General features: G+C 73.1%; 11 protein-coding genes and 1 pseudogene. 8 read left to right on the forward strand and 4 right to left on the reverse strand.

The genetic code is table 11. The annotated features are described in order from the left end of the window. Positions 1-4 precede the first annotated feature (4 nt). Both EIO00_RS12065 and glf read right to left on the reverse strand, forming a co-directional pair. Positions 5-1,993 (reverse strand): glycosyltransferase, encoded by a 1,989-nt coding sequence (locus EIO00_RS12065; protein WP_140178202.1) that lies wholly within the window; start codon positions 1,991-1,993, stop codon positions 5-7. Beyond that, on the reverse strand, positions 1,990-3,159 hold the full coding sequence (gene glf, locus EIO00_RS12070; RefSeq protein WP_140178204.1) for a UDP-galactopyranose mutase: 1,170 nt from the start codon (positions 3,157-3,159) through the stop codon (positions 1,990-1,992). Before glf ends, EIO00_RS12065 begins: the two co-directional genes overlap by 4 nt. 258 nt (positions 3,160-3,417) lie before the next feature. Between glf and EIO00_RS12075 the strand changes: the two genes are divergently transcribed. The 7 genes from EIO00_RS12075 to EIO00_RS12105 all read left to right on the forward strand — a co-directional run bounded on the left by EIO00_RS12075 (position 3,418) and on the right by EIO00_RS12105 (position 14,735). Beyond that, complete coding sequence (locus EIO00_RS12075; protein WP_140178206.1) at positions 3,418-4,737, forward strand: hypothetical protein; 1,320 nt, start codon at positions 3,418-3,420, stop codon at positions 4,735-4,737. Then, the gene (locus tag EIO00_RS12080; protein WP_140178208.1) at positions 4,734-5,699 is read left to right on the forward strand and encodes a glycosyltransferase; all 966 of its coding nucleotides are present in this window, start codon (positions 4,734-4,736) and stop codon (positions 5,697-5,699) included. Before EIO00_RS12075 ends, EIO00_RS12080 begins: the two co-directional genes overlap by 4 nt. Positions 5,700-5,729: 30 nt before the next feature. After that, positions 5,730-8,858, forward strand: a complete 3,129-nt coding sequence (locus EIO00_RS12085) for an arabinosyltransferase domain-containing protein (protein WP_140178210.1) — start codon at positions 5,730-5,732, stop codon at positions 8,856-8,858. Positions 8,859-8,888: 30 nt separating this feature from the next. Continuing rightward, on the forward strand, positions 8,889-9,881 hold the full coding sequence (locus EIO00_RS12090; RefSeq protein ID WP_140178212.1) for a glycosyltransferase family 2 protein: 993 nt from the start codon (positions 8,889-8,891) through the stop codon (positions 9,879-9,881). Continuing rightward, positions 9,859-10,290 (forward strand): GtrA family protein, encoded by a 432-nt coding sequence (locus EIO00_RS12095; protein WP_140178214.1) that lies wholly within the window; start codon positions 9,859-9,861, stop codon positions 10,288-10,290. The genes EIO00_RS12090 and EIO00_RS12095 overlap by 23 nt, the downstream gene beginning before the upstream one ends. Continuing rightward, complete coding sequence (locus EIO00_RS12100) at positions 10,287-11,573, forward strand: NAD(P)/FAD-dependent oxidoreductase (RefSeq protein WP_140178216.1); 1,287 nt, start codon at positions 10,287-10,289, stop codon at positions 11,571-11,573. Before EIO00_RS12095 ends, EIO00_RS12100 begins: the two co-directional genes overlap by 4 nt. A gap of 123 nt (positions 11,574-11,696) precedes the next feature. Next, positions 11,697-14,735, forward strand: coding sequence for a hypothetical protein (locus tag EIO00_RS12105; protein ID WP_140178218.1), 3,039 nt, complete (start codon positions 11,697-11,699; stop codon positions 14,733-14,735). A 40-nt stretch (positions 14,736-14,775) separates the two neighbouring features. On the opposite strand, the gene EIO00_RS12110 is transcribed toward EIO00_RS12105, so the two are convergent. Both EIO00_RS12110 and EIO00_RS12115 read right to left on the reverse strand, forming a co-directional pair. Continuing rightward, the gene (locus EIO00_RS12110; protein ID WP_140178220.1) at positions 14,776-15,687 is read right to left on the reverse strand and encodes a glycosyltransferase; all 912 of its coding nucleotides are present in this window, start codon (positions 15,685-15,687) and stop codon (positions 14,776-14,778) included. 149 nt (positions 15,688-15,836) lie between these two features. Then, positions 15,837-17,261: an LCP family protein gene (locus EIO00_RS12115; protein WP_140178222.1), complete on the reverse strand. Its 1,425-nt coding sequence runs from the start codon at positions 17,259-17,261 to the stop codon at positions 15,837-15,839. Between the two features lie 268 nt (positions 17,262-17,529). Between EIO00_RS12115 and EIO00_RS12120 the strand changes: the two are divergent. Next, positions 17,530-18,092, forward strand: a pseudogene (locus EIO00_RS12120) (hypothetical protein); the annotation flags it as partial.

The raw sequence follows: 18,092 nt of genomic DNA on the forward strand, positions 1-18,092 counted from the left end.
CCGATCACTGCCGTTCGCGCACCGACGCCTCGAAGGTGCGCTTCCACCGGTCGGGGGAGGTCACCTCGCCCATCGCCGCCCGGTAGTCCTCGGCCAGCCGCGGCCACTCCTTGGCGAGGCGGGCGTGCAGCGCCAGCGTCCGCCGGATCAGCGAGCGGAAGCGGCTCGGGTCGCGCTGGTACCAGGCGACCTTGGTGCCGTCGGCCGACGAGACCAGCGCGCTGTCGAACTGGGTGAGCAGCCACCAGCGCTGGTCCATGTGCGGCACCGCGGTCTGCGGGAACCGCCGGGCGAACTCCTTGACCGGCAGCAGCTGCTTGACCGCGGCGCCGGCCGCGTGGGCGTACATCGCCCGGCGGCCCTTCGGCACCCGCACGCCCCGGCCCTTCTTCGGCGGCTTCTCCCGGCGCACCGGCGGGAAGTGGTCGATCCGGCTCTTGGCCTGCGCGTCGGGGAACCGCGCCCGGAAGGCCCGCAGCTCGGCGAGCTTGCCGACGATCTGCCGGTGCATGTGCTCCGGCCCCTCCAGCACGTCCGTCATGGCCTGCAGCATCAGCTCGGCGGCCGAGTACTGCATGGCCAGCGCGTGCTTGACGGTGATGTAGAGGCTCTCCTTGAGCAGGTTGCCGGCCCGCTCGTAGGGGGAGTGCACCAGCGCCGACACCAGCCGGTTGCGCTCGTGGTAGTAGGCCTGCCAGTCGATGGTGTCGTCCTTGTCGTGGAACGGCATGTGCCACACCGCCGCGCCCGGCAGGGTCACGGTGGGGAACCCGGCGCTGCGGGCCCGCAGCCCGTACTCGGCGTCGTCCCACTTGATGAAGAACGGCATCGCCAGACCGATCTGCCGGATCACCTCGACCGGGATCAGGCACATCCACCAGGCGTTGTAGTCGACGTCCACCCGGCGGTGCAGCCACGGGGTGGACCACAGCGGCTCCCTGGCGAAGTCGTGCCCCGGCCGGGTGTTGGGGGCCGCGCCCCAGAACCACCGGTAGGGCTCGACGGTCTCGCCGTAGGAGTGCAGCACCGAGCGCGCGTACAGGCTGAACATGTGCCCGCCGACCAGGGTCGGGGTGCGGCACAGGTCGGCGAAGGTGACGGCGCGCAGGATGCCCTCGGGCTCGGTGACCACGTCGTCGTCGAGCAGCAGGACGTAGTCGCTGCGCCCGGCGTCCAAGGTCTCGGCCATGCAGCGGGCGAACCCGCCGGAGCCGCCCAGGTTGCCCTGGGTGATCACGGTGAGCCGGTCGCCGAGCGCCTCGGCGGCGGCGGCGAACCGCGGGTGGTCGGAGACCCTGTCGGTGCCCTGGTCGATGACGAAGACCTCGTCGATGACCTCCAGCACCTCGGGGAACTGCACCAGCTTCTCCAGCTGGCCCACGCAGAAGTCCGGACGGTTGTAGGTGGTGATCCCGATGCTGGTGGTCCCCCGGGGCCGCTCGGTGGCGGCGCACCACTCGGCGCTCTCCAGCACCACCTCGCGCCCCCCGGCGACGATGTCGAACCAGTACCAGCCGCCGTCGATGAACGGCTCCAGCGACAGCTCGACGGTCAGCTCCCGGGGCGTGGAGTCGTCGACCGACAGGGAGGCGACCCGCTGGCTGTGCCCCTTGGCGCTGGACCGATAGACGATCAGCATCGCCTCACCGGAGATCCGGGCGCGCAGCGTGACCTGCGAGACCTCGGTCCACCGCCGCCAGTAGCCGGCCGGGAAGGCGTTGAAGTAGGTGCACAGCGACACCCGGCGGCCCGGCGGCACCGTCAGGCTCCGGCGGCCGAGGGCGCCGCCGGGTCCGCGCCGGCGTTCCCCGGCGGCGCTCTCGGCCGCGTCGGCCGTCGCCTCCGGCCCGCGGCCTCCCCGCCCGTCGACGTACAGCTTGAGCACGTCCAGGTCGCGGTCGATGGGCATCACCACCCGCTGCAGCACCCGCAACGGCACATCCTGAGCGCCGGTGCCGTCCGCCGTCGCCGGGTCCACTGCCTGTGCCGTCATTGGTCCACTCCTCCGCTGATGAGCGGCGCGCCCTCGGTGAAATGGGGGCGCAGCCGATTGTCGACCATGCTCAGCGCGCTGGCGATGGCCATGTGCATGTCGAGGTACTTGTAGGTGCCGAGCCGTCCGCCGAACAGCACGTCCTTCTCCCGGCGGGCCAGCTCCCGGTAGCGCAGCAGCCGGGCGCGGTCGGCGGGGGTGTTGATCGGGTAATACGGCTCGTCGCCGCGCTCGGCGAAGCGGGAGTACTCCCGCATGATCACCGTCCGATCGCTCGGATAATGGCGGCGTTCGGGATGGAAGTGCCGGAACTCGTGGATGCGGGTATAGGGCACCTCCTCGTCGGCGTAGTTCATCACCGCGGTGCCCTGGAAGTCGCCGGTCTCCTTGACCTCGAGCTCGAAGTCCAGGGTGCGCCACCCCAGCTCGCCCTCGGAGTAGTCGAAGTACCGGTCCAGCGGGCCGGTGTAGACGACCGGGACGTTGCCGACGATGTCGTCGCGCAGGTCGAAGAAGTCGGTGTTCAGCCGCACCTCGATGTTGGGGTGATCGGCCATCCGCTCCAGCCAGGGGGTGTAGCCGTCAACCGGAAGCCCTTCATGGGTGTCATTGAAGTAGCGGTTGTCGAAGGTGTACCGGACCGGCAGGCGGGTGATGATCTCGGCGGGCAGCTCCTTGGGGTCGGTCTGCCACTGCTTGGCGGTGTATCCGCGGATGAACGCCTCATACAGCGGGCGGCCGATCAGCGAGATCGCCTTCTCCTCGAGATTGCGCGGCTCGGTGATCTCGGCGGCCTGCTCGGCGATCAGCGCGCGGGCCTCGTCAGGGGTGAAGACCCGGCCGAAGTATGCGCAGATCGTGCCCAGATTGATCGGCATCGGATAAACGCGTCCTTGGAAGACCGTGTAGACCCGATGCCGGTAATCGGTGAACGAGGTGAATCGATTGACGTATTCCCACACCCGCTCGTTGGAGGTGTGAAACAGATGCGCGCCGTACCGGTGGATCTCGATGCCGGTCCGCGGCTCGAGCTCGCTGTAGGAGTTCCCCCCGATATGGTCCCGGCGCTCCAGGATCAGTACGCGAAGTCCCAGGTCCCGGGCGCATCGCTCGGCCACGGTCAAGCCGAAGAACCCGGATCCGACCACTACCAGATCAACGTTCACCAGGCGCCTTTCCGGTCGTCTGGTGGCCCCCGCAAACCGCACGGTCGCCCCGTCACCCGTCTCCCGGCGTGATCGCGGGAGGGGATGGTAAGCGCCCCCGGCACACCCCTGCGAGGCCCACAACAAAGGGAGCGAAGGGTGAGGTACTACCGATACCGGGCGCTAAGATACCGGGAACCCGCGCCCCGTGAGAGCCAACCCGGCGACCGTCCAGGACCGCGGCGCGCATCACGGCATTCCCCGCGCAGGAAGTGAACGATGTCCCAGACCCCCTCCCGTCCGGTCGTCTACCTGCACATCGGCACACCCAAGAGCGGGACGACATACCTGCAGGGCATCCTGTGGCATAACCGGCAGGCCCTGCGCGAGGAAGGACTGCAGTACACCGGCCGCGAGCACGGCGCGCATCTGCGCGCCTCGTTCGACTTGCAGGAACGGGACGTGCAGGACGGCTGGCGCGACCCGGCGATCGCGGGCGCGTGGAAGCAGGCGGTGGAGGAGGCCCGGGAATGGCCCCGCCGCACGCTGATCTCCCACGAGACGTTCGCGCTGGCCGAGCCCGAGCACGCCGACCGGGCGCTGGCCGACCTGGACTTCGCCGAGGTCCACCTCATCATCACCATGCGGGACCTGGCCCGGCAGATCCCGGCCGCCTGGCAGGAGGAGGTCAAGAACCGCAACCCGGTGACCTACCAGACCTACCTGTCGCGGCTGCGGGAGGACCCCGCCCCGGACCGTCCCCGGCATCCGTTCTGGGTGTTCCAGGACGTGCCGGGGATCCTGGAGCGGTGGGCGCGCGACGTCCCGCCCGAACGCGTGCACATCGTGACGGTGCCGCCGCCGGGTTCCCCGCCCACGGTGGTGTGGGAGCGGTTCTCCCGCGTGCTGGGGATCGACCCCGCCCGGTACGACACCACGCGCACCTTCGGCAACCCGTCCCTGGGCATGGCGCAGGCGCAGCTGCTGCGCAAGTTCAACGAGCTGCTGCTGGCCCGGCCCGAGGAGGAGCGGCCGAGCTGGCCGGACTATCTGCGGATCTTCAAGGACGTCTACGCCCAGCAGATCCTGGTGGAGCTGCCCGGGGACCGGCGGATCACGCTGCCGAAGGACTGCCACGACTGGGTCGTCGAACGCGCCGAGACGATGATCTCCGAGCTGCGGGACGGCGGATACGACATCGTCGGCGACCTGGAGGACCTGCGCCCCGCGCTGCCCGCAGACCCCGCCCCCGCCGCCGCCCCGGTCGGCGACGACGCCCTGCTGGAGACCGCGCTGCGGTCCGTCGAGGCGCTGATCCGCCGGATGGAGCGGGAGCGCGAGCAGGCCCGGCGGCGACTGGAGCGGGCCCGCGAGGAGGCCCGGGCCGAGGCCGACGGGCTGCGCGCCCGGATCGCCGAGCTGGAGGAGGTCCTGGGCAAGCCCGCGGTCAAGCTGTTCGTGCGACGGCTCAGCGAGCAGTACCCGCCGGTGATGCGGGCCCGGGTGGCCTACTGGCACGCCGTGGAGTCCGGCCGGCGGGTCTGGGGCGGGCCGAACCGCCCCCGCCGGCGCGACGAGCGTCCCGGTGACCGGTCGTGAACGCCCGGGTCGTCGCGGTCGTCGTCACCCATGACCGGCGGGAGCTGCTGGCCGAATCGCTGACCGCGATCATCGAGCAGACCCGGCCCCCGGACCTGATCATCGTGGTGGACAACGCCTCCACCGACGGCACCCGGCAGATGGTCCGCGAGCGGTTCCCCCAGGTGGAGCTGCTGGCGCTGGGCGCCAACACCGGAGGGGCGGGCGGTTTCGCGGCGGGCATGGCGCTGGCGCTGGAACGCGACGCCGAGCGGATCTGGCTGATGGACGACGACACCGTCCCCAAGCCGGGCGCGCTGGAGGCGCTGCTGGCCGCCGCGGACGGCGCCGCGCTGGTGGCCAGCCGGGTGATCTGGACCGACGGCCGGCCGCACCCGATGAACACCCCGCGTCCCAAGCCCGGCGCCACCCCCGCCGAACGGGCCGCCGCCCACCGCGTGGGCTGCATCCCCATCCGGTCGGCGTCGTTCGTGTCGGTGCTGGTGGACGCGGCGGCGGTCCGGGAGTGCGGGCTGCCGATCGCCGACTACTTCCTGTGGAACGACGACTTCGAGTTCACCACCCGGCTGCTGCGCGGCCGGATCGGGCTGCTGTGCCCGGCCAGCGTGGTCGTCCACAAGACCAGGACCTACGGCGACATCGACGTCGATCCGGGTCCGCGGTTCTTCTACGAGGTCCGCAACAAGATCTGGCTGTTCACCCGCAGCCCCGGCCTGGAACCGAAGGAGCGCGCCCTGTACGCCGGCGCGACGGCCCGGCGCTGGGCCCGCGCCCTCGCCAGATCCCCCGACCGCGCCCGGCTCGGCCGGGCCCTGCGCCGCGGCCTGGTGGCGGGCCTGACCACCCGGCCCCGTCCGACCGAGGAGTTCCTCCGCAGGCTCCCCGTCGACGAACACGCCAAGGGGCAAGAGGAGTCATCACGGGTGACGCCGACGTCCTCGCACGATTCCCCGCCCGATTGACCCCCATCCCCTCATCCGACGGCGGCAGGCATGAGCCAGGCGAACTCCTCCCACCCCGGATCCGACGCGCCGGCCCCCTCGGCGCCCCGGCCCCGCCCGGCCATGACGGCGGCGACCCTCCTCGCGGGGGTCGCGGGACTGCTGTGCGCGCTGGCGCTGCCCTTCGCACCGGTGCTGGTCACCCAGGCGACGGTGACCTGGCCGCCCGCGGGCGAGGCGCCCCGCTCCACGACGGCGTTCTTCGTGCCGTACGAGCCGGCGGAGATGCGCCTGCGGGTGCCCTGCCGCGTCCTCCGGCAGAGGCCGGCCGCCGAGGAACGGACGACCGTCTTCGCCACCGGCGGTGAGGAGTCCGTTCGGGCCGGGCGCGCCCTGGTGCTGGAGACCGAACGCGGCCTGCTGCGGATCCACCTGAACGGACGCCTGGTCACCGCCGTCGCCCCGTCCCCCGCCGGCTGCGACGTCGCGGTGGACGCCACCGCCGACGCCACCACCGTCACGGTGGGGTCCGCGCCGCCCATCCGGCTCGCCGGGCAGGTGCCGCAGATCCACGCGTTCGTCACCCGGCTGCCTCCCGAGCAGGCGCGCGGCATCACCGTCACCGCCCGCGCCCGCAACTGGTTCGAGGCCTCCCCGACCGGCCTCAAGCAGGCGCTGATCGCCGGGCAGGCGCTGCTGGCCGCCGCTTCCCTGGCGCTGCTGTGGCGGGCGGGACGACGGGCCGCCCCGGCGGTCCCGGAACACGCCCGCCGTGCCCGCCGGCCCCGCCGGGCACGGCGGGCACGGCGGGCACGGCGGGCGACGGCGATCGCCGCGGCGGACGCGGCCGTCGTCGGCGTGCTGGGGGCGTGGGCGGTCATCGGGCCGATGACCGCCGACGACGGCTACGCGATGATGACCATCCGCAACGCCGTGCACAGCGGGGACATCGGCAACTACTACCACTGGTACAACGCCTCCGAGGCGCCGTTCACGCTGTGGCAGCGGATCATCGGGCTGATCGCGCCGGTGAGCCTGGCGCCGGTGTGGCTGCGGCTGCCCAGCGTCCTCGCCGGGGCGCTCACCTGGCTCCTGGTCCACCGCGGGCTGGTGCGCGAGCTGCTGCCCCGGCATGCGGGCCGCCCGTCGGTGGCGCTGCTCACGGCGGTGCTCTTCCTGGCCTGGTGGCTGCCGTTCGGGCTGGGCATCCGCCCCGAGCCGATGGTCGCGCTGTGCGTCACCGCGACGTTCGCGTTCCTGCTGCGGGGCGTCCGTCCCGGCGCGGGCGTCCGCGGGCTGCCGTGGCTGGGGGCGGCGGCGCTGGCGGCCGGGCTGGGTCTGAGCGTCACCCCGTCGGGGATCTTGGTCTTCGCGCCCGTCCTGGTGCTGCTGCCGCGCATCCGGCGGACCCTGCGGGCGGGGCTGCCGGCGGGGGCGTGGGCGGCACTGGCCGGGCGGATCGCCGCCCTCGCCGCGGCGGCCTCCGCCGGGCTCACCGCCATGTTCTGGGCGCAGAGCCTGCGCGGCACGCTCAAGGCCACCGAGGTCCATGACGAGATCGGCCCCAGCCACGCCTGGCACGAGGAGCTGATCCGGTACCAGTACCTGCTCGGCGAGGGCGCCATGGGCGGCGCCGCCAAGCGGGTCGCGGTGCTGGTGACGCTGGCGCTCCTGATCACCATGGTCGCCCTGGTCGCCCGGCACGTCCGCGCCGTCGCCGGGCTGCGGCTCGTCCACCTGCCCACCGCGGTCACGGCGGCGGCGTTCCTGCTGCTGTGCCTGACCCCCTCCAAGTGGTCGCACCACTTCGGCGCGTTGGCGGGCGTGGGCTCGGCGTTCGCGACGGTCGCGACGGTCGCCGTGGTCCTGGCGGTCCGCCGGAACGCCGATCGGGGCACCGCCGTCATCGCCATGGCGGGCGGCGGCCTGGTCGCACTGGCCGCCGCCCTGGCGTTCTCCGGGCCCAACCGCTGGTGGCCGTGGAGCGAGTACCAGCTGCCGTGGGCGGGCAGGCGGATAACGCCGCTGGGGCTGCCGTTGTCCAGCCCGCTGCTGTGGGCGGCGGTAGCGCTGGCGGCCGCGGGCGTGTGGGCGGCGGTGCACCGCGCCGCCGATCCGCGGGCCCGCGGACGGGCGGCGCTGGCGGCCTCGCCGGCGCTGCTGGCCGTGCTCGCCTCGGCCGCATCGGTCGCGGCGATGCTGGTGAGCTTCGCGGTGGCGCCCTTCCGCGACCCGGCCTCCTACACCCTGGGCCGGCAGAACATCGGGCATCTGACCGGCTCCGACTGCGGACTGCCCGACAGGGTCGAGGTGCTGCCGGACGTGCCCGGCGGGGTGCTCGACCCGTTGGACGCCGCCGAGGCGCGGAAGGCCGAGCCCGCCGACCGGACGGGGTTCGCGGCGCAGGCGGGCTTCCCCGGGCAGGTCTCCCCCACGCCCCCCGTCGGAGAGGGGCCGCACCGGTTCGTGTGGGGGAGCTTCCTCCCCGGCGAACGCGGCGGCGATCTGGTCACCGGGCGGTTCACCAGCCCGTGGTTCCGGCTCCCGGCGCTGCGGCCCGGCCAGGAGCTGGCCCTGTCGGTCGCCGGCGAGGTCACCGGCGGCAACCGGCTGGTCCTGGAGTTCGGTCGGGCGGGGACGGACGCGCCGGTGGCGGCCCGGACGCCGACCGTCCCCGCCGGCGACCGGTGGCGGACCGCGGCGCTGCCGGCGTCGGCCGTGCCGGCCGGGAGCGACCGGGTCCGGGTGCGGGCCGTGGACGGCTCCACCGGGTTCGGCGGCTGGTTGGCGTTCAGCGGCCCCCGGATCCGGGAGGCGGTGAGGCTGTCGGACTTCCTGACCCGGCGTCCGGGCCCCCGGCTGGTCGCCTGGGAGATGGCCTTCACCACGCCCTGCGTGACCGACTTCCCCCCCGTGGCGCACGGCCTGGCCACCGCGCCCACGACCCTGATCCAGGTCCCCCAGACGCTGAACGCCGGGATCATCTTCAACGCCCGCATGGGCGGCAGCCTCTACGGCGCGCGTCTCACCGGCCGGTTCTCGGAGGTGCCGAGCCGGCTCGTGGGGCGTCCCGGCAAGGCGTGGGGGCGTCTGGTGCTCATCGACTATCCGTTCGCGCGCGACGCCTACGACGTCGCGCTGCGCACGGTCCGGCTCAACGGCTGGGAGGGCGACCGGTAGTCCTTTCCGACGACCGCTAGCGAGGTTCCCATGACAGCGACCGAGGTCCCCGCGACCGGCGCCGGGCGGGCGCCGAAGAAGACGATTTCCTACGCGCTGCCGGTCTACAACGAGGCGGGCTGCCTCCGGCTGTTCCATCAGCGGCTGGTCGAGGCGACCGACGCGCGACCGGAGTACGACTACGAGTTCGTGTACGTCAACGACGGGTCACGGGACGGGTCCCTGGAGATCCTGCGCGAGCTGGCGTCGGCCGACCCGCGGATCCGGATCGTGGACTTCGCCCGCAACTACGGCCATCAGATCGCCATCACCGCGGGAATCGACCACGCCACCGGGGACGCGGTCATCGTGATGGACACCGACCTGCAGGACCCCCCGGCGGTGAGCATGGAGCTGGTGGACGCCTGGGAGCGGGGCGCCGACGTCGCCTACGCCCAGCGCCGGACCCGCAAGGACACCCCCTTCAAGCGGTTCACCGCCCATGCGTACTACCGGCTGCTGCGCCGGCTGGCCGAGGTGGACATCCCCGTGGACGCCGGGGACTTCCGGCTGCTGGACCGCAAGGTGGCCGACGAGCTGAGCCGGTACCGCGAGCGCAACCGGTTCCTGCGGGGGATCATCGCCTCGATGGGGTTCACCCAGGTCGCCGTGCCGTTCGACCGGGACGAGCGGGCGGCGGGCGAGACGAACTACTCGCTGGGCAAGATGCTGCGGCTGGCGGTCGACGGGGTGACCGGGTTCTCCACGGCCCCGCTGAAGGCGATCACCCGGCTGGGCTTCGTGACCGTGGCGCTGTCGATCCTCGGCATCGTCTACGCCCTGGTGCTGCGGATCTTCTTCCCGGAGATCTCGGTCTCCGGGTGGACCCTGCTGATGATCAGCATCCTGTTCCTGGGCGGGGTGCAGATGCTCTCCCTGGGGGTGATCGGCTCCTACGTCGGCCGGATCTATCAAGAGGTGCAGAACCGGCCCCTCTACATCGTTCGGGAGATCGTCCAGCATGACGCGCGCGAGACCGCCTGAGGCGCCCGCGGCCCCGGCCGCCTCCGCCGGGCCGCGGGAGGGATACCGGCAGTTCGCCCTGTACACGGTCATCGGCGGATCGGGCGTGCTGCTGGACCTGGCGCTGTTCGCCGTGCTGTTCAACGTGGCCGGCCTGGACGAGCAGGCGGCCAACCTGCTCGGCATCAGCGCCGGGATCACCAACAACTTCGTGTGGAACTCGCTGTTCACCTTCCGCCGGACCGACCGGCCGCTGGTCAGGTTCGCCCGGTTCTACCTGGTGGGGCTGAGCGGGCTGGCGCTGACCGCGGCGCTGCTGTGGCTGCTGTCGGACGTGCTGGGGATCGACGCCAATCTCGTCAAGCTCGTCTCGCTGCCGCTGGTGCTGGCGCTGCAGTTCTGGCTCAACAAGAAATGGAGTTTCCGATGAGGGTCGGCATCGTCGGCGCCGGGGCCACCGGGCTGACCGCCGGGTTCGAGCTGGTCAAGGACGGCCATGAGGTGACCCTGCTGGAGGCCGAGCCGGAGCTGGGCGGGCTGGCGGCCTCGATCTCGGTGGGCGGCACCCCGCTGGAGCGCTACTACCACCACGTCTTCGCCGGCGACACGGCGATGATCTCCCTGATCGAGGAGCTGGGGCTGGGTCCCCGGCTGCGCTTCCACAGCCCGACCACCGGCATCTTCTACGACGGGAGGCTGCACGACTTCACCTCCCCGCTGCAGATGCTGCGGTTCACGCCGATCCCGCTGCTGGACCGGCTGCGGTTCGGGATGTCCTCGGTGCTGCTGAAGCTGATCCGCGACGGGGAGCGGCTGGGCGACCGGCGGGCGATCGAGTGGACCCGGCGCTGGGCGGGCCGACGCGCCAGCGAGGTGATCTGGGAGCCGCTGCTGGCCGGGAAGTTCGGCGACCGCGCCGACGAGGTGTCGATGGCGTGGCTGTGGGCGCGGGTGAACTGCCGCACCTTCAAGCTCGGCTACGTGGACGGGGGTTTCGACCAGGTCTACACGCGGCTGGCGGAGCGGATCTCGGCCGCCGGCGGGAAGATCGAGCTCGGCGCGCGGGTGGACGGCATCCGCCAGGCGGACCCCGCCGGCCCGGTGGAGGTCACCACCCGGGAGGGGACCCGCTACTCCTTCGACCGGGTGCTGGCCACCGTCCCGCAGTCCACGTTCGCCAAGGCGATCGGCGCCGAACCCGACGACCCGCTGTGGGCCGCGGGGTATCTGGGGGCGACCTGCTTCATCCTGGAGCTGGACCGCAGCGTCATCCCCTACTACTGGCTGAACGTCAACGACCCCGATTTCCCGTTCCTGGCGGTCGTGGAGCACACGCGGATGATCCCGCCGAGCGAGTACGGCGGCCGCCACATCCTGTACGTGGGCAACTATGTGCCGCGCGACGACTGGCGTTACACCACCGCGCCGGAACGGCTGCTGGAGAGGTTCGCGCCCTATCTGCGCCGGCTCAATCCCGATTTCGAGCTGTCGTGGGTGCGACGGTGGCACTATTCTCGTGCGCCGTTCGCCCAGCCCATCGTCACTCCCGGCTATCGGGACCGCATCCCCGCCCACCGGACGCCGCTGCCGGGCGTGGTGCTGGCGACGATGTCCCAGATCTATCCGCAGGACCGTGGACAGAACTATGCGGTGCAGATGGCCCGGGACGTCGTCCACAGGTATTTCCGCCGGTCCGGCGGGCGCCCGGACTGAACGGCGGGAAGCGGCCTCGGGACGAAGGCTCGACGCGAAGATTCGCCCTCCTCGTCCCGCTATGATCCCAGGCGATGGGCCTGCGGCCTGCGGCACCCGACGAACGACAACGGAGAGACGGGCGTGACCTCACACAGCAATCCCGGGGACGAGCCGCGCGACGACCGGCCCTCGACCGGAGGGGCGAACCAACCCGACGAGCAGGGCTTCGCGGCGGGCCCGCCGCCGGTGCCGCAGTGGGCCCAGGAGCCCGACCGGCCGCAGGACGCGGTCCCGCCGCCGCCGTCGTACGATCCGGGTGCGCCGCCGCCGTTCGGCACGCCCGCTCCGAACCTGCTGCCGGACGCCCCTCCCCCGCCGCCGTTCGCCGGCGAGACCGCACCGCAGCAGCCGCCCGCGGACGGCCCGTCGCCGTTCGGCGCGCCCGGCTCGTTCCTGCCCCCGGACCCGGCGACGCCGCAGCCTCCGCCGCCCGCGCCGTCGGAGACGCCGGCGGACCTGCCGCCTCCGCCGACGGACCAGACCAGGACGGACACTCCGGCCCTGTGGGGGGCGCCGCCGCCGGCGCCGGACCAGACGGTGGCGGACATCCCGCCGCCGGCGGACGCGACCGCACCGGACGCTCCGCCACCGCAGCAGCCGCCCGCGGACGTGCCGGAGGTCCCGCCGTCCCAGCCGCCCTCGCCGCTGGTCCCGCCCCAGTTCCAGCAGCAGCAGCAGTACGTGCCGCCGCCGACGCCGCAGCCGCCGGTCCCCCAGCCCCAGCAGCCGCAGCCCCCGGCCCTCCAGCCGGCCGAATCCGAGCTGGGACGCGGCCGCCAGCCGGTGCAGCAGCCGTACGAGCCGTGGCGGATCGAGCGGCCCGCCCGCCGGGGCCCCAGGATCCCCAAGGGCCTGGTGATCGGACTGGCCGGGGCGACCGGCGTCGCGGTGGTGGCGGCCGCCGGAGCCTTCGTGCTGTTCGGCGGCGACGGGGAGAACGACCCCACCGCCCAGATCAGCAAGATCGCCGACAAGGAGTTCGCCGGAGCCGACAACGCCGTGTCCGACGGCCGCACCCAGGTCGTCACCTCGGCCGCCGCCTCGGGCGACACCGTGGTGGCGGTCGGCGCGGAGACCGGCCCCGGGCACGCCCGCGGCCAGTTCCTGGTGTCCACCGACGGGGGCCGCACGTTCCGGCCGGGCACCGCCCGCGAGCCCGACGGCGGCGACCCCGCCCCCGGCATGCTGCCCCAGCAGGTGACCGCCTCCTCCACGGGCTGGGTGGCCCTGGGCAGCCGGCCCGGCGGGGTGGCGTTGTGGACCAGCCAGGACGGCCACACCTGGCAGCGGCAGCAGCTCGGCCCCTCGTTCGGGCCGAACGACCATGTGACCGCGCTGACCTCCGGGCGGCAGGGCCTGGTGGCGGTCGGCTACACCGGCGCCAAGCCCGACCGCAGCGACGCCGAGCCGGTGCTGTGGACCAGCCGGGACGGCCGCACCTGGCAGCGTCAGGACGCCCGCGCGCTGAAGTTCAACGACGAGGGCGGCGCCCTGCACCTGACCCATGTGGCCACCGACGGCAAGACCACGCTCGTCCAGGGCGTCATCCTCAAGAAGGCCGGCGGCAGGCTCCAGCCCGGCCGCCGGGTCTGGCGTTCCGACGACTGGCGCACGTGGGAGCCGGGCAAGGTCCCCGTCCCCAAGGGCAACGCCGGCATGCTGATCGGCGGCGGCCCCACCGGCCTGCTGGTCGCCCGCGACGTCCGCCGCGGCGGGCAGACCTACGCGCAGGTGTACCGGTACGACGACGGCAAGTGGCGGGAGGCCGGCCGGATCCAGACGCCCGGGCAGACCCGGGTGCTGAGGATGCTGGCCGGCGAGCAGGGCCACGTGGCGGTGGTCGGCACCCAGCAGCAGGGCATGGTGCTGCAGTCCAGCGGCGACGGGGAGAGCTGGCGCGACGTCGGCACCCTGCCGTTGGACACGATCACGCAGGTGCTGGGCGGCACGGTCACCTCCCGGCAGACCGTCGTCACCGGCGCCAAGACCATGGGCGAGGACGTCGACGCGGTGATCGCCGTCCGCGACGCCCAGGGCGGGGAGGTCTCCGTCGACCTGTCCGCCGTGGAGGGGCTGCAGCGGCCCGACCGGGCGGTGACCGCGGTGACCGTGGCCGGGGACCGGACGGTCGCGGTGGGCGGCGCCGACGGCGACGCCTCGGTGTGGACCTCCGCGGACGGACGGTCCTGGAAGCGCGCCCAGGGGCAGGGCGCGGTGCTGGCCCGGCGCGGCATCCAGCGGCTGACCGATGTGACCCACGGCGGGCGCGGCTGGCTGGCGGTCGGCTTCGACAACGGCCAGGGGCGGCGTCCGCTGGTCGTCACCTCCGCCGACGGGAACACCTGGCAGGCCGTCGACGGCGACGAGGCGTTCCGGCCGGGACGGCGGCCGCTGTCCACCAACGCCGCCGCCGCGGGACCGGGCGGCTATGTGATCGTCGGGGAGGAGGGCTCCTCGGCCGCCGCCTGGTTCTCCGCCGACCTGCGGACCTGGGAGCGCGCCAAGGGCGCCGGGGACGAGGACCTGGAGTCCGACGGCGGGATGAGCATGCTGTCGGTCACCGCCGCCGGCAACGGGTTCGTGGCGGTCGGCTCCCTCAACGACCCCAACGCCGACGGCGGCTCCCCCGTCCGCCCCGCCCTGTGGACCTCCGCGGACGGGCGCACCTGGTCGCTGCAGCGGCCGGAGCTGCCGCAGGGCTTCCGGGACGGCCGGCTCACCCATGTGCGGGCCAACGGGAACACGCTGGTGGCCTTCGGCGCCGGCACCGGCTCCAACGGCCAGACTCCGCTGGCGTACGCCTCCGCCGACGGCGGCCGCACCTGGGAGCCGGTCGCCCTGCCGACCGGCGACAAGCCCGCCGCGCCGACCGCGGTGACGGCGACCGACAACGGCTTCGCGGCGACCATCGCGAACGGCCGGCCGGGGACGGCGGACGTGGCGCTGTGGACCTCCCGTGACGGCAAGGCCTGGCGGGCCGAGACGGTGGAGGGCGAGGGCCTGACCGGAGCCGGGGATCAGCGCATCCTCGGGCTGGCCGGCCTGCGGGGCGGGCTGCTGGGCGTCGGGATCACCAGCGACGCCAAGAGCGACCACCCCGTGCTGTGGGTGCTTCCCTGAGCCGGACGGCCGGGGCGGGCCCTGCACCCGCCCCGGCGCCTCAGGACTCCAGGGTCCGGCTCCGGGCGGTCCCGGCGGCCCGGCCGGCGACCGACCGAAGGGCCGGGTGGTCACGATTGCGGCGGGCCCCGTAGGGGGCGACCAGCAGCCGGTAGACGGGGCGGCGGACGGCGGTGGGGACCAGCCGGTAGCCGCCTCGGATGATGACGTTGCGCAGGTACTGGGCGCGGCTGATGAAGCCGTGGCGGAGCATCTCGCGCTGCAGGCGCAGCTCCGACTGCAGCAGGGCGCGGCCGCCGCGGCGCTCGTAGGCGCCGTCGCTGACCCGGTAGTACACCAGCGGCTCGGCGACGTTCACCACCCGGGCGCCGCGCGCGATCATGCGCACGAACAGCCAGTAGTCCTCCATCAGCGGCAGGTCGCCGTAGCCGCCGGCGTCCAGCACCGCGCTGCGCCGGTAGACCACCGTGGGGTGGTTGAACGGGTCGTGCAGACGGGAGTAGCGGGCGATGTCCAGCGGGTCGCTGGGCGGGATCCGGCGGCCCACGATGTCGCTGGGATCGGTGTCGAACTCCAGCAGGCCCGCCCCGACCAGGTCGGCCCCCGCGCGCACCAGCGGCACCTGGGTCCGGAAGCGGTGCGGCATGGCGATGTCGTCGGCGTCCATGCGGGCCACGATGTCGTTGGTGCAGGCCGACAGCCCCGCGTCCAGCGCCGGGCCCAGCCCCTGGTTGCGCTCCAGCCGCAGGAACGTGACCTGCACCGGGCTGGTCGCCACCAGTTCCTCCAGACAGCCGGCCACCGCGTCGGGCACCGGCCCGTCCTGGACCAGCACCACCTCGTCGGGCCGCAACGTCTGGTCGTGCACCGCGCTGCGGAAGGCCGCCCGGATGTACTCCTCGCGATCGCCGCCGTAGACGGTCAGCAACAGGGAGAAAGGTTCGGGGGCCATGTGTCCATCTCTGCGACCGGGGGTTTCATCCGCCCGGGGGGTGGCGGGTTCTGCGCGGACACCATATCGGTCCGCTCCGACGGAAACCGTTCGAACGCGGTCCTGTCGGCGATCGTCTTCTTGCTCGTAACGCTCCTCATTCGTGACGTTCAGACGGTGTCGGCGCAAGGGTCGGCGTCGGCGCGCCGCTCCCCGGCGATCTTCGGCAGCGGGGTGCCGGAGCCCTGCAGCCGGACCCCGCCCTTGCCGATGACCAGGTAGACCAGGCCGGGCTTGGCCTTGGCGTACGGCTCGGGCCGCACGCCCGGGACGGCCTGGGCCAGGGCGGCGGCCTGGCGTTCGGCGCCCTGGCCGTAGAGGATCTGGGTGGGCTTGCCGGCGGAGCGCCGGCGGGACCCGACCTGCACGATCTGGAAGCCCTTGTCCTTGAGCCCGTCGGCGGTGCGCTGGGCCAGGCCCTGGGTGGTGGTACCGTTGAGGACGACGACGCGGGTCTGGTCGGGTCTGGCGGCCGGCTGGGCGGAGGAGGGGGGCGGCGGGGCCTTGGGCAGCTCGTTGTCCTGCCGGATGGCGTCGAACAGCGGCTTGGCCTGGGCCTGGTTGATCTGCACGCGGTTGCGGTCGGGCGGGTAGGGCTGCACCGGGACGGTGACGAAGGTGACCTTGCCGGCGCTCATCCCCTGGAGGCTGCGCGCCAGCCTCTGCATGGTGTTCAGGGTGAGCCGGTCGTCGACCTTGACCGCGCCGGCCACCGCCTTGAGGAAGGCGTACGTCTTGGCCGGGTCCTTGAGCAGGTCGCCGCTGGTGGCCTTGGTGACCACCGATCCCATGAACGCCTGCTGCCGCTTGATCCGCGACAGGTCCGAGCCGTCGCCCAGCCCGCCGGTGCGGGTGCGCACGTAGCCGACCGCCTTCCGGCCGTCCACGATCTGGCGGCCCTTTTTGAGCACCAGATCGGCCTTGGGGTCGTTGACCGCCTTGGGCACGCAGATCTCCACTCCGCCGAGCGCGTCCACCACTTTGATGAACCCGGCCATGTCGATCTCGACGTAGTGGTCGATGCGGATTTTGGTGAGGTCCTCGATGAGGTTCCAGGTGCAGGCCGGTCCGGCGTAGGAGTACGCCCAGTTGAGCTGGCCGAAGCTGGGCGGGACCCGGGTGCCGTCCTTCTTGCGGCACTCGGGGATCCGCACCATCGAGTCGCGCGGGAAGCTGATCCCGATCGCCCGTTCGCCGCCCGGCGAGATGTGCATCAGGATCGTGGTGTCGGAGCCTCCGCCCTGGTCGGCGCCGAACTGCCGGTTGGCCCCCTCTCGGCTGTCGGAGCCGATCAGCAGGATGTTGAGGGAGTTGTCGAGCTTGGGCGGCCGGTCGGCGTTCAGCTGGTCGTCGACGTTGTCGCGGGTGATGCTGCCGTTGATGCTGCGGTAGAAGCCGTAGGCGGTGAGGCTGGCCGCCACCATCACCGCCGACATGACGATGGACGCCCAGCCGATCAGCCGCCAGCGCCGATCGCCCGCCTCCGGCATCTCCTCGACGGGGACGCTACGCTCTGAGATGGCCAAACGTTCCATCCGTCATCTTCCAGCACAGGCGAGACAGCGGTCACGGCGGTCGCGGCGATCGGCACGACGATCCCCGGTTCTGTCCGGACTCGTCAAGTTCGCACCGATATGCCGGTCATGGAAGAGACGCCCCGGCGACGTTCCTGGATGACAAGGAGGTCTCTTCCGGGGCTCCCGTGCCTTTGTCACCGAAGGCCACTGGGATGTCCCGACCGGACTAGACTCGGGCCGCATCCAGGGTGTTCGCCCGATCAGTCGTGACGCTGAGAGGAGACCGGTGTCCGATCGGGACTGGCAGCATGCAGTGCTGCGTGAACTCGGCGCCGCCGAGCGCGGACTCGCCGACTCCCGGCCACCGGGTCCCGTCCCGCGCCCCGCACCGGCCCCCTCGGCCGCCGGGCGAGCGACCGGTTCCGGTCCCTCGGCCTGGTATCCGGAAGGCAGCGTCGGCGGCGAGGGCACGGCGGGCGCACCTGTGGAGACCGCCCCCTCCGTGCTGAGCGCCCCGCCTCCGCCGGGCCGCGAGGCCACCGCGGTCTTCGGCCTGCCCGCGCGGGAGAACCGGCGCTCCGACCCCGCCGAGCAGCCGAACGCGGCGCGAGGCGGCCCGTCCGAGGAGCCGTCGGCGGGCGGCCTTCCCGCGCCCCCGTCCGTCCCGCCCGCGCTGCAGCCCGACGGCGCCTCGAGCCCCGCCGGGCCGGCGGCCCCCGCGAGCCCGACGCCGTCCGTCCCGGCGCACGGCGGCTTCCCCGAGCCGCCCGCGCCCCCGTCCGTCCCGCCCGCCCTCCAGTCCTCCGGCGGGGCCGCCGAGCAGCCGAACGCGGCCCAGCCCGCGCACGG

The sequence above is a fragment of the Thermomonospora catenispora genome (assembly GCF_006363815.1).
GTDB classification, from domain to species: Bacteria; Actinomycetota; Actinomycetes; order Streptosporangiales; family Streptosporangiaceae; genus Thermomonospora; species Thermomonospora catenispora.

Excerpts from the sequence above, each read along its gene's own strand:
- EIO00_RS12065 (WP_140178202.1), bottom strand. The coding sequence starts at position 1,993 with ATGACGGCACAGGCAGTGGACCCGGCGACGGCGGACGGCACCGGCGCT.
- EIO00_RS12075 (WP_140178206.1), top strand. The coding sequence starts at position 3,418 with ATGTCCCAGACCCCCTCCCGTCCGGTCGTCTACCTGCACATCGGCACA.
- EIO00_RS12085 (WP_140178210.1), top strand. The coding sequence starts at position 5,730 with ATGAGCCAGGCGAACTCCTCCCACCCCGGATCCGACGCGCCGGCCCCC.
- EIO00_RS12090 (WP_140178212.1), top strand. The coding sequence starts at position 8,889 with ATGACAGCGACCGAGGTCCCCGCGACCGGCGCCGGGCGGGCGCCGAAG.
- EIO00_RS12095 (WP_140178214.1), top strand. The coding sequence starts at position 9,859 with ATGACGCGCGCGAGACCGCCTGAGGCGCCCGCGGCCCCGGCCGCCTCC.
- EIO00_RS12100 (WP_140178216.1), top strand. The coding sequence starts at position 10,287 with ATGAGGGTCGGCATCGTCGGCGCCGGGGCCACCGGGCTGACCGCCGGG.
- EIO00_RS12110 (WP_140178220.1), bottom strand. The coding sequence starts at position 15,687 with ATGGCCCCCGAACCTTTCTCCCTGTTGCTGACCGTCTACGGCGGCGAT.
- EIO00_RS12115 (WP_140178222.1), bottom strand. The coding sequence starts at position 17,261 with ATGGAACGTTTGGCCATCTCAGAGCGTAGCGTCCCCGTCGAGGAGATG.